Source organism: Nitrosococcus halophilus Nc 4, assembly GCF_000024725.1.
Taxonomy (GTDB): Bacteria; Pseudomonadota; Gammaproteobacteria; order Nitrosococcales; family Nitrosococcaceae; genus Nitrosococcus; species Nitrosococcus halophilus.
This window is the reverse complement of sequence record NC_013960.1, coordinates 2,708,497-2,720,126: the sequence shown is the minus strand read 5'-3', so window position 1 is coordinate 2,720,126 and position 11,630 is coordinate 2,708,497. Positions and strand designations below refer to the sequence as shown.

The window sequence follows — 11,630 nt, the reverse complement described above, 5'->3', positions numbered from 1 at the left end:
GGGCAGTACCGGTGCCGGGTGAGGGATTTGAACCCCCGACCTTCGGTTTACAAAACCGCTGCACTACCACTGTGCTAACCCGGCTATGATTACTAAAGAGGCGTTGGTTAGTTCAAAGGAAGGTAAAATAGGGTACCATTTTAAAAAAACTTACTGAGCTGCGCAATCAACATCTGCTTCCCGCCTTACTTTCGAGGTATCCCTAGCCACTCGCGCAAGGCCCCATAACACAAGATCTGGAAGGTGCTCATACTTATCCCGCAATAATGGCAACATCCGAGGAGCATCCCCGCCGGTGATAACCCGCTTGAGATCCCCTCTCACTTCGGCTGCCACATCGGCGCTCACTCGGTCGATAAAGGCAATAGCCGCATACAAGGCGCCTCCATTCACCGCAGCACTGGTCGTACTGGCAAGGAGCGAGTACTCCCATGTTTCGGCAGTTTCATCGATCCCTGCGGTATTATCTGCCAGCAATTTAGGCATCATGGTCAGACCGGGGACAATCAACCCGCCTAGATGCTTACCATCAGTAGCAAGCACATCAATAGTAATTGCGGTGCCACAATCAACAATATATATGGCTCCCTTATGAGCGCTGCCCCGATAACGCTGACGCACAGCCACTAGCTCTAACCAACGGTCTATTCCCAAGGTCTCAGGCTTTGAATAGGCATTGCGTATCCCATAACCATTGCTACGGGAGGTCAAAAATTCAGGCACTATTTGCCAGTGCTTTTGCGACCATTCTTGCAGTTGTTCCGCAACTTTTGGTCCTCCAGCATTGGCGACAACAACCCGACTGACACCCTCCAGATCTTTCCAAGCTTTGGTAAGAACCCGCTTGATACCGGTTTTACCCCGCACCATAGCCTTAACATCAGCAGGCTTACCGCCATCTAGCCGAGCCCACTTAATTCGGCTATTACCAATATCCACCAATAAAATCACTTGACTGGCCTCAAGCTCACTTCACCACAGAGGTAGCATGACATCCCCTCTTCTCCCTGCAATAGTAACGCCCCCTTCTCATCAATACCCCATGCGGTACCGCTGATCACCCTATTGTCCATGTATAAATAGACCTCACGTTGATAACACGCGTCCCATTTACGCCAGTCATCGAGACAATCACCTAGCCCCTGGCTCTCGAAATTATGCATCACTAACAAGAGATGATGGATCAGGCGCCCGGCCAGTTGGTTACGATCTATAGGTTGGTCTCGAGTGGCTTCCCGTAAATCTGCACAAGGTTGATCTAACCGCTCTCGATAGGAAACAGGCATGTCCACATTGATACCTACCCCTATCACTGCACCTGTGATCTCCCCCTTGGGCAACAACTCCACCAGAATACCACCCAATTTCCGATCATCCCAGACCACATCATTAGGCCATTTAAGGCCAGCATTAGTGACGCCTTGATTTTGCAAAGCACGCAACACAGCCACACCCGCAGCCACACTCAAACCGGATAAAAACCGCGGGCCTTTAAAAAAGTGCCATAGCAACGAAAGATAAATATTACCACTTAGAGGCGATATCCAGGGACGTTCATGTCGTCCTTTGCCCGCTGATTGGGTCTCGGCCAAACAGATCACCCCCCTATGAGTGCCCGCTTTCGCTCGAGCTAGCAGATAACGATTAGTCGAATCCAATTCTGTATGAATCTCTAACCGGGACAACCATTTTAGGCTATCCTCCTCCATGGCTGCCCAGATGAGTTTCGGTTTAAGAGGGATAATATCCGTCTGCAAAAGATTTCCTTGACTAGTTAGCAGTAAAGCACAGAGCACATTTTGACATCGCCTACACCCAGGCTAAAATACACGGTCACCCCTTCACTAGGTTAGCGCCAATGCGGTCGCTGTTTCCGCTAGCCGCCGCCCCAACGCTCGACATAAAATAGCCTCGTTCTCACTCAACGGCAACTCATTATCTGCACCGGCAACATGGCTAGCACCATAGGGCGTGCCCCCCTCCTTAGTGTTCATCAACGCTGGCTCGGTATAGGGCAGTCCTAATAACACCATGCCGTGATGAAGCAAAGGAATCATCATGGATAACAAGGTGGACTCTTGTCCACCATGAAAACTAGAAGTTGAGGTAAAGACGGCAGCAGGCTTGCCCGCCAAAGCACCTGAAAGCCATAACGAACTCGTACTGTCGAGAAAATATTTAAGAGGAGCCGCCATATTCCCAAAGCGGGTTGGGCTCCCTAAAACCAACCCTGCACACTCGCGTAAGTCATCTAGAGTCGCATAAGGGTGACCGCTCGAGGGTATCGTATCTTCCACCGCCTCACAGACGGTAGAGACCGCCGGCACCGTTCGCAATCGCGGCTCCATACCCTCAACTTCCTCCACGCCCCGAGCCACCCGTTCGGCCATTGCAGCCACATTGCCATAGCGGCTGTAATAAAGGATAAGAATTTCTGGCATGTGCGATATCACCTTAAAGGATTTCGAGTACTTTCTCTGGCGGCCGTCCAATTGCCGCCTTACCATTGGCTAACACGATAGGCCGTTCAATAAGAATGGGATGGGCATACATGGCCGCAATAAGTTGCTCTTGGGAAAGATTCGGAGCATCAAGCCCATTATCTTGGTATTCAGGCTCCTTTTGGCGCATTAAGTCTCTTGGATTTTTATCTAATAATTGGAGAATTTCCGACAACTGTTCTGGCGTTGGAGGTGTTTTAAGATATTCAATCACCACCGGTTCTACGCCTTGCTCACGAAGCAATTGCAGCGTCTGTCGGGACTTACTGCACCGAGGATTATGATAGATAGTGACCTGAGACATCATCATTCTCCCTACTTTCTAATTAATTGTAAGCTAAACTCGGTCATGGCTCTGGGTTAAACCGCAAATATTTTAGTTAACCCTAGAGCGGCCATCGTCACCAATAATGGCTACTTTGCTCAGATTAAGTGTTTCCAGCAAAAGGTTTGACGGTCCCCCAACGCTTGCAGCCTGGGCACTGCCAATAGCAATATTTGCCACTAAACCCGCAAAAACAACAAGCATAGCTTGATTTGGCTTTTAACAAATGGCGGGTTACTTCTTCTATCAAAGACCAGGGCTCTGAAGCAGCCTCAATATCTTTTGGCACCCCCAAGGCCAACAGCTGCTGGAGGCCTTCAACAGAAGGGTACTGCCTAAGCTGCTCAAGCAAGAAACGGCGGGACTTTTCGGGCTCCCCCTGCCGTCGAAGGGATGCCGCCTGGGCCAAAATTAATGGCGTACACCCTGGATGACGCTCTAATGCCTCTGCTAACCAAGAAAAAAATTCATCTTGGCGGTCAAGGCCTTGGTAGCACTCCGAAAGAGGTTTCAATATTTCTGGCAAATAGTCTGGATCTTGCCCCTCGACCCGCCGCAAGCAGCGAATAGCCATCTTATAATCGCTTTGCTCCATTGCCAAATGGGCCTGTAGCAGGGTAGCACGAACACAACGCCAATCTGAAGCCAAGGCTTGCTTGATAAACTGAGCCGCTTCCATTATTTGTTTCCGGGCCCATCGTTGCTCAGCAAGCTCACAATAAAAATGAGCGATCATGGGCCCTGTCGCCTCACCACTTTCCTCATGGAGCTGTTGAGCTATGGCAATCGCCTGGGACCAGTTCTTTTCCTGCTGATAAATATCAAGCAACTGGCGTAAGGCAGTGCCCACATGACTTTTTCGCTTAAGGGCCTCGAGAAACAAGCTTTCAGCTCGATCCAACATTCCCGCACGCATATAATCCAGACCCAGCTCCAAAAGGGCTTGTTCTCTTTGCAAGCTGCTCAAGCAAGGTTTCTCGATAAGATTCTGGTGAACCCGAATCGCCCGGCCAACCTCCCCCCGACGACGGAACAGGTTGCCCAAAGCTAAGTGGGGCTCCACCGTATCGCTATCCACCTCCAAAACATCCAGCAAAGTATCAATCGCTTTGTCAGGTTGCTCATTTAGCAGGTAGTTCAAACCAGCAAAATAGGCAGAATTTAGTTGGGAATGACTGCTTCCATGTGCTGATTCTGCGCTGCGCCTACCCGCTAACCATCCCGAGGCTGCTGCCACGGGCAATAGGAGCAACAACCACTCGACCACGTTTATTGCTCATGCTTAACAGAAATTGCCCTCAGGTTGGCATTCTCTTTCTCAACCCACTTAATTGATTTACGCAACCTCCCATTCTCACGTTTTAGCTTCATGATGGTCCCTAGGCTCGCGAACATGCCGATCATCGCTCCTACCATTAGGATAAGTGCTAGAAGCAAAGATAATGGAACATGTAGTTGGCCAAAATGGTAATCGATCATAACCGGCTCGGCATGACGCCCTGCAAAGGTAAGTCCTAGGACAAAAACCACAACAAAAATCAAGAAATAAAAAAGTCTTCGCATGCCTCCTCCACGTAGACACTATGGCCCAAGTCATACATCATACCTGAATTCTTTAATAAACTGCGCAATGTTTTGGTCTCGTCAGGGTCGGAAATTGAGATTAAAATATTGAAGCTATCACTGAGTACAGACAACACTATTAAATTTTTTACTAATCTTTTGTGAATCTCAGAACACAGGCACGGAATGTTGTGCTGAGAGGAGAGAGTCCTTATGACATTTGTGGTAACTGAAAACTGCATCAAATGCAAATATACCGACTGCGTTGAAGTCTGCCCGGTCGATTGCTTCCATGAAGGCCCTAACTTTTTGGTCATTGATCCGGATGAATGTATTGATTGCACCTTATGCGAACCGGAATGTCCGGCCGAGGCCATCTTTTCCGAGGACGATTTGCCTGAAGAACATCGAAATTATCTAAAACTCAATGCCGAATTAGCAAGGAATTGGCCAGTCATTACCGAAAGCAAGGAACCCCCGTCAGATGCGGACCAATGGGATCGTATCAAGAACAGCGAGATTGAAGACAAATTGCAGCACTTAGAGAAATAGCGCTGATCTTCCATTAAGGGATTCTCCCTATGTCATCCATTGAACACTGAGGTTACCATACGAAGAAATCATAAACCGTTTCTATGCATCCGATGAAGGTGATGCTGTCAATTCAATATCAAGCTGTTAGATAACGACTAACAGCAGCAGGAGTGACAGCCGAGGATGTTTAGGTAACGGCTTCTGTAGTTTTTCTCAGTTAGGGACGGGCTCGCTGCCTACACCGGGTACTAACCTTCAAAAAATGGTGGGCATCGGGCACGTCCGCAGTGAAATAGGGGGAAACGCCTTGTCTACAAGCAAATCCGAGACAATACTGCTGGAACCTGCACCCCAGCAGTTACCCATTGACCCTGAGGAAGTGCAGGAAAACCCACCCTACAATGAGCAAGAGCTTGACGCCACACGCCTCTATCTAAGTGAAATTGGCTTCGCACCTCTGTTGACAGCAGAAGAAGAAGTCTATCACGCACGCCTTGCCCAAAGAGGAGATCCCGCCGGGCGCAAACGCATGATTGAGAGCAATCTGCGGCTTGTCGTTAAGATTGCCAGGCGCTATATGAACCGAGGGTTGGCACTCCTTGATTTAATCGAGGAAGGCAACTTAGGTTTGATCCATGCCGTAGAGAAATTCGATCCCGAGATGGGCTTTCGCTTCTCTACTTATGCCACGTGGTGGATACGGCAAACTATTGAACGGGCCCTCATGAACCAAACCCGTACCGTGCGTCTACCTGTGCATGTGGTAAAAGAAATCAAAAGTTATCAGCGGGTAGCCAGTAAACTTGCACAAGAATTAGAGCACGATCCAACCTTCGAAGAGCTAGCTCAGCAATTAGATAAGTCCGTCGAAGAAATTAAGCGCATGTGGAGCCTTAAAGACAATATTGCTTCGATGGATACAGGCTACCGAAGTGACCAGGAAAAGACCTTGCTCGACACTCTACCCGATGAGGGGACACCTGATCCAACTACCCTACTGCAAAACGACGATATGCAGTCCCGGCTTGAATTATGGTTGAGCCAACTTAATAACAAGCAGCGAGAAGTCGTTATTCGGCGCTTCGGTCTCCAAGGTTACGAGTCACAAACCTTAGAACAGGTGGGTCAAGCCATTGGCGTGACTCGAGAGCGAGTTCGCCAGATCCAGCTTGAAGCCCTCAAACGGCTGCGCCGTATCATGGCTAAAGAAGGCATTTCAGTCGAGGTCTTATTCAAATAAAACGATAACCTGGTAGGGGGAGAGTACCTTAATCATTAGCGATCATTATTAGCGCAGCAATTACCCGCCGCCCTTCACCGACAAGGATATTGTAAGTCCGACAAGCGGCTGCAGTATCCATAAATTCCACTCCTACCTGGTGCCTTACTAAAGGCTCTACCAGGTAGGGGGCGGGAAAACGAAGCCGCTCCCCCGTCCCCACCACCACCACTTCCGGCTTCAGCTCCAGAAGAGATTGGAAATGGGATTTTTCTAGCTCAACGAAGGAGGCAGGAGGCCATTCCTGCAATTGACTCGGCAAAACTACAACACTCTGGGATATCTTTTGCCGGCCCTCATCCTGCTTTAACCCTTCTTTCAAAAGCTCAGCATCTTCTCCAAGATAGTTCGGTATGCTGAACTCCACATATCCAGGACCGTAGGCACTTACCGTATAAACATCTAGTCTCTCATCCAGACTGAATTTCATAAGCCACTGCCAATATCCACCCTTCTAAGCTAACTTAAGCATGGGCACTACGATCAACCCGTTCTCTGAGCTCTTTACCAGGTTTGAAGTGTGGGACATATTTAGAGGGCAATGGCACGGCATCACCCGTCTTTGGGTTGCGCCCGGTCCGCGGTGGGCGATAATGCAATGAGAAACTCCCAAACCCCCGTATCTCAATGCGCTCACCCTGCGCTAAAGCCTGGCTCATCACTTCTAGCAGCGTTTTAACCGCTAGCTCTACATCACGATAAGACAAAAGCGCCTGACGCTGGGCAAGTCTTTCGATTAACTCCGACTTGGTCATAAATATTACACTCCCGAAGCCACACCAGGACCGGATGCAACCATCAATAGAAGAAAAATCTGCTAGCTTTCCTCTTCTTGCTTTTCCATCTGCTCCTTGAGGATATCCCCCAATGTCGTTGAAGCAGCGGCACTCTTACCTGAGTATTCTTTAATAGCTTCCGCCTCTTCCTCTTCATCCTTAGCGCGAATAGAGATAGTAATCACTCGATTCTTACGGTCGATCCCGGTAAATTTAGCCTCTATTTCGTCACCAACATTGAGAAAACTACGGGCATCATCTATGCGCTCACGAGAAATTTCCGAAGCTCGCAAATGCCCTTCTACACCCTCAGCCAGCTCAACAACCACGCCTTTAGCGTCAACCACCTTGACAATCCCTTTAACTATGCTGCCTTTAGGACGGGCAGCGATATAGCTGGAAAAAGGATCCTCTTCAAGCTGTTTGATTCCTAGAGAAATACGTTCCCTCTCCGGATCAATGGCGAGAACAACCGCTTCAACCTGATCGCCTTTCTTATAATCACGGATGGTCTCTTCGCCAGAGGCCGACCAAGAAATATCTGAAAGGTGAACCAGACCATCAATGCCGCCCTCCAAACCGACAAAAATACCAAAGTCAGTAATGGATTTGATCTCGCCAACGACGCGATCACCTTTATTATATTTTTGGGCAAACTCTTCCCAAGGGTTAGGCTGACATTGCTTCATCCCCAAGGAGATACGGCGGCGCTCTTCATCAATATCAAGCACCATCACCTCAACTTCATCGCCCACTTGGACGATCTTCGAAGGGTGAATGTTCTTATTGGTCCAATCCATCTCAGACATATGGACCAAACCTTCTACGCCTTCTTCGATCTCCACAAAACAGCCATAATCCGTCACATTCGTGACTTTGCCAAAGAGACGGGTGTTGTCAGGATAGCGCCGCGCCAAATCTTTCCATGGATCTTCTCCCATCTGCTTGAGGCCAAGGGAGACACGCTGGCGCTCTTTATCAAACTTGAGCACCTGAACGGTGATCTCATCGCCAATATTAACGACCTCAGAAGGATGCTTGATCCGTTTCCAGGACATGTCCGTGATATGGAGCAGCCCATCTAGCCCCCCCAAGTCCACGAAGGCACCGTAGTCGGTGAGGTTCTTGACAATACCCTTGACTGTTTTACCTTCCTCCAGACTAGAGAGAAGGGCCTCTCGTTCCGCGCTGTACTCAGCCTCCATCACTGCTCGGCGAGAAACGACAATATTATTGCGCCGGCGATCCAACTTGATGAGCTTAAATTCAAGCTCTTTGCCCTCAAGATAGGCGGTATCCCGTACCGGACGGACATCGACCAATGATCCCGGCAAGAATGCCCGGACACCGCTTAAATCTACCGTGAAACCACCTTTGACCTTGCCAGTGAGCATACCCGTGACGGTCTCAGCGGCTTCAAAGGCCTTCTCAAGCTCGTTCCAAACCCGAGCTGCTTTAGCCTTTTCATGGGAAAGGCGGGTCTCACCAAAACCGTCCTCAACGGATTCCAGAGCGACCTCGACTACATCACCCTCGGAGATACTCAGATCTCCTTTCTCATCGCGGAATTGTTCAACAGGGATAACCCCTTCGGACTTAAATCCAGCGTTGACAATCACCACGTCGGGACGAATTTCCATGACGGTCCCCGTCACAATAGAGCCCGGCGCCATCGGCGTATTCGCCTGGCTTTTTTCAAACAACTCTGCAAAGCTTTCGCCCATTGACTCACCAAAACCCTTGGTTAGCGGATATCCCCACCAACCAGTTAATACCCCGCAACTTGCGGAGCGATTGTCTATCTTGGCCCGTGGCGTTAAACACCTCGGACTACCCTAATTACGTAACTTGCTCGGCAACCACAATAGCACTTGCTGGAATACATCATTAATAGCAAGTTTTGTAGAATCCAATATTATAGCATCATCGGCCGGCTTAAGCGGCGCAGCATTACGCTCACAGTCGCGTACATCCCGCCCAGCAATCTCTTGCTCTAAACGATTGAGATTAGCATCTATGCCTTTTTCCTTCAACTGCTTATAACGTCTCCGCGCACGCTCTTGAGGGCTCGCAGTAAGAAAAATTTTCAATGTCGCTTCTGGAAATACCACGGTCCCCATATCCCGCCCATCAGTGACCAATCCTGGGGCTTTACGAAAAGCCCGCTGCCGCCTCAGCAAAGCCTCCCGCACTTCGGGTAAGGCAGCAATCTTTGAAGCAGCATTGCCGCAGTCCTCGCTGCGGATAGCGTTGCTCACATCTAGGTCCTCTAGATACACCCGATACACCCGCGCCGAAGTTTCTCCGAGTTCCGAGACAAACCGGACATCCAAATCATGAGCCAAAGTTTTTAGCCTTTTAGGATCATTTTTTGTAATGCCGTGCTTGCTCGCTGCTAAAGCCAAAACACGGTATATAGCACCACTGTCCAAATAGTGCCACCCTAAATGCTGAGCCAATTGCTGAGCCAAAGTGCCTTTCCCGGAACCACTAGGCCCATCTATGGTAATTACAGGGATTCCCTTATCCTCCCCCATGTCCCTTGTCCCTAAGCCGAGAAATGTCAAAAAAGAAAGCCGTGCTGATAGTCATTGCCGGAATCCCATCACCTTTTATCATCCATGGTGCACTTATACATACGCCCTAGGAACCGACTTTAACAACCAGCCTTGTAAGGCCTCAATGGAATCGACGCAATCAATGGGGCCACAGCGCTGCAAACGGGTTTTTTCGTGAACGCCATAGCTTACGGCCAAAGCATCGGTCCCCGCATGTTTCGCCATGAGTAGGTCGTATTCCGTATCGCCAACCATCAAGGTTTCCCCGGCCGAGACCTTTGTCTGGGCCATAATCTCCAGTAACATGCGAGGATCGGGTTTTGACGCTGTTTCATCGGCACAACGACTGGTACAAAAATAATGGGCAACCCCCACCTCGGGTAAGACCCGATCTAAACCGGCACGCCCCTTCCCGGTAGCAATGGCCATTAAATATCCCTGCTCCTGCAATTTTTCCAATAGCAGCTTTGCCCCCTCGAAGAGTTGGCTGGGGGTTGGATCTGCATTCAGATAATAGTGACGATAGCGCTCGACTAAGGCGTTTTTTAACAATCTGTCGCCCTCCGGATAGAGCGTGGCTAAAGCCTCTTGTAAGCCTAAGCCAATCACGTTGCGCAACGCATCATCCTCGCGGGGTGGGAGGTCAAGATCACGGATGGCCGCGCGCATGCTAGCGACGATACGGGCTTCCGAGTCCATTAAGGTTCCGTCCCAATCAAAAACTATCAGCTTGTAAGGTAGCATAAAAATCAGATACTTAACTTATCCAGTGCAATGAATTTTCAGGCCTGCCCCTGAGGCCAGTTCTAAAAATCCGGGGAAAGAAGTGGCCACATTGGCACAATCGTGAACAGTCACCGTATCCTTAGCAGCTAAGCCAGCCATAGCGAAGGCCATCGCACAGCGGTGATCTCCATGGCTATGGACTTCTCCCCCTTGCAACGCGCCTCCTTGGATAATGATTCCATCTGGTGTCGGCTGGGCAGAGATCCCCAACCTTTGCAGACCGTCAGCCATGACTTGGATACGGTCGCTTTCCTTGACCCGCAGTTCTTCAGCGCCCGTCAATACGGTCTCACCCTCGGCACAGGCAGCAGCAACAAACAAGGCCGGGAATTCATCAATTGCCAGCGGGACGAGCTCTTCAGGAATATTAATCCCCTGCAACCGACTAGCGCGGACGCGGATCGCCGCTACCGGCTCGCCACCGACGACACCCGTTTCCTCTATCTCAATCTGCGCTCCCATACGCCCAAGGATCTCGATGACTCCTGTCCGGGTTGGGTTGATCCCCACATGTTCCAGTAAAATGTCCGAGCCTTGACTAATCGCGGCCCCCACCATAAAAAAAGCCGCCGAAGAAATATCGGCTGGAACTTCAACCGCAGTACCGCGCAATACTCCCGTTCCTTTGACACAAACTTTTGCACCCTCTCGCTCAACCGGATAGCCAAAGCCCATTAACATTCGCTCGGTGTGATCCCGGGTCGGCGCAGGCTCGATGACGCAAGTGGATCCGGTAGCGTAAAGGCCGGCCAATAACAGACTGGATTTCACCTGAGCGCTCGCCACTGGCATGGCATATTCAATCCCCTGCAGAGACTGTCCACCATGAATATGCAAGGGTGGCGTGCCTTGGGCGGTCGCTTCAATCAAGGCGCCCATCTGGGCCAAGGGGTCACAGACTCGCCCCATAGGACGACAAGAAAGAGACCGGTCACCCACCAGGGTGATATCAAAGGGTTGCCCAGCAAAAAGACCGGCAAGCAACCGCATTGAAGTTCCCGAATTACCTAGATAGAGGGGTTTCTCCGGCGCCTGCAACCCCTGCAAACCTACCCCATGGATTTTTACCCGGCCTTCCTCAGGCCCCTCAATATTGACCCCCAGAGCCCGAAAAGCCTGGAGAGTTGCCAGGGTATCTTCCCCTTCCAAAAAACCTGTGATTTCAGTGATGCCCTCGGCCAAAGCGCCAAAAATAATGGCCCGATGGGAGATGGATTTATCTCCTGGAACCCGCAACTGAGCCGCCAGGGAACCCCCGGGCTCAACAACGAAGGCTATAGAGTCTTGTGATAATTCGGCAGACTGCAT

The 11,630-nt window shown here is 50.1% G+C and carries 14 protein-coding genes and 1 tRNA gene; 2 read left to right on the top strand and 13 right to left on the bottom strand.

Annotated elements, in window-relative coordinates:
- Positions 1 to 12: 12 nt before the first annotated feature.
- The 7 genes from NHAL_RS12840 to NHAL_RS12810 form a co-directional block, all read right to left on the bottom strand.
- Positions 13 to 84, bottom strand: a tRNA-Thr gene (locus tag NHAL_RS12840).
- Positions 85 to 150: 66 nt separating this feature from the next.
- Positions 151 to 951, bottom strand: a complete 801-nt coding sequence (locus NHAL_RS12835; protein ID WP_013033583.1) for a type III pantothenate kinase — start codon at positions 949 to 951, stop codon at positions 151 to 153.
- Positions 948 to 1,757: a biotin--[acetyl-CoA-carboxylase] ligase gene (locus NHAL_RS12830; protein WP_041355720.1), complete on the bottom strand. Its 810-nt coding sequence runs from the start codon at positions 1,755 to 1,757 to the stop codon at positions 948 to 950. Before NHAL_RS12830 ends, NHAL_RS12835 begins: the two co-directional genes overlap by 4 nt.
- Before the next feature lie 87 nt (positions 1,758 to 1,844).
- Positions 1,845 to 2,441, bottom strand: coding sequence for an NAD(P)H:quinone oxidoreductase (wrbA, locus tag NHAL_RS12825; RefSeq protein WP_013033581.1), 597 nt, complete (start codon positions 2,439 to 2,441; stop codon positions 1,845 to 1,847).
- A gap of 13 nt (positions 2,442 to 2,454) precedes the next feature.
- Positions 2,455 to 2,808: an arsenate reductase (glutaredoxin) gene (arsC, locus tag NHAL_RS12820; protein WP_420804795.1), complete on the bottom strand. Its 354-nt coding sequence runs from the start codon at positions 2,806 to 2,808 to the stop codon at positions 2,455 to 2,457.
- 121 nt (positions 2,809 to 2,929) lie between these two features.
- Positions 2,930 to 4,093, bottom strand: coding sequence for a lipopolysaccharide assembly protein LapB (gene lapB / locus NHAL_RS12815; protein ID WP_013033579.1), 1,164 nt, complete (start codon positions 4,091 to 4,093; stop codon positions 2,930 to 2,932).
- 2 nt (positions 4,094 to 4,095) lie between these two features.
- Positions 4,096 to 4,389: a LapA family protein gene (locus NHAL_RS12810; RefSeq protein ID WP_013033578.1), complete on the bottom strand. Its 294-nt coding sequence runs from the start codon at positions 4,387 to 4,389 to the stop codon at positions 4,096 to 4,098.
- Positions 4,390 to 4,602: 213 nt separating this feature from the next.
- Here NHAL_RS12810 and fdxA point away from each other — a divergent pair, with 213 nt between their 5' ends.
- The gene (fdxA, locus tag NHAL_RS12805; protein WP_013033577.1) at positions 4,603 to 4,941 is read left to right on the top strand and encodes a ferredoxin FdxA; all 339 of its coding nucleotides are present in this window, start codon (positions 4,603 to 4,605) and stop codon (positions 4,939 to 4,941) included.
- A gap of 244 nt (positions 4,942 to 5,185) precedes the next feature.
- Positions 5,186 to 6,163, top strand: a complete 978-nt coding sequence (gene rpoS, locus NHAL_RS12800) for an RNA polymerase sigma factor RpoS (RefSeq protein ID WP_013033576.1) — start codon at positions 5,186 to 5,188, stop codon at positions 6,161 to 6,163.
- Between the two features lie 28 nt (positions 6,164 to 6,191).
- Here rpoS and NHAL_RS12795 read toward each other — a convergent pair whose 3' ends face one another.
- The 6 genes from NHAL_RS12795 to aroA form a co-directional block, all read right to left on the bottom strand.
- Positions 6,192 to 6,632 (bottom strand): Mth938-like domain-containing protein, encoded by a 441-nt coding sequence (locus NHAL_RS12795; protein ID WP_013033575.1) that lies wholly within the window; start codon positions 6,630 to 6,632, stop codon positions 6,192 to 6,194.
- Between the two features lie 34 nt (positions 6,633 to 6,666).
- Complete coding sequence (locus NHAL_RS12790) at positions 6,667 to 6,957, bottom strand: integration host factor subunit beta (RefSeq protein WP_013033574.1); 291 nt, start codon at positions 6,955 to 6,957, stop codon at positions 6,667 to 6,669.
- Positions 6,958 to 7,019: 62 nt separating this feature from the next.
- Complete coding sequence (rpsA, locus tag NHAL_RS12785; RefSeq protein WP_013033573.1) at positions 7,020 to 8,702, bottom strand: 30S ribosomal protein S1; 1,683 nt, start codon at positions 8,700 to 8,702, stop codon at positions 7,020 to 7,022.
- Positions 8,703 to 8,813: 111 nt separating this feature from the next.
- Complete coding sequence (gene cmk, locus NHAL_RS12780) at positions 8,814 to 9,515, bottom strand: (d)CMP kinase (protein WP_013033572.1); 702 nt, start codon at positions 9,513 to 9,515, stop codon at positions 8,814 to 8,816.
- A 93-nt stretch (positions 9,516 to 9,608) separates the two neighbouring features.
- The gene (locus NHAL_RS12775; RefSeq protein WP_013033571.1) at positions 9,609 to 10,280 is read right to left on the bottom strand and encodes an HAD family hydrolase; all 672 of its coding nucleotides are present in this window, start codon (positions 10,278 to 10,280) and stop codon (positions 9,609 to 9,611) included.
- Positions 10,281 to 10,298: 18 nt separating this feature from the next.
- Positions 10,299 to 11,630: a 3-phosphoshikimate 1-carboxyvinyltransferase gene (gene aroA, locus NHAL_RS12770; RefSeq protein WP_013033570.1), complete on the bottom strand. Its 1,332-nt coding sequence runs from the start codon at positions 11,628 to 11,630 to the stop codon at positions 10,299 to 10,301.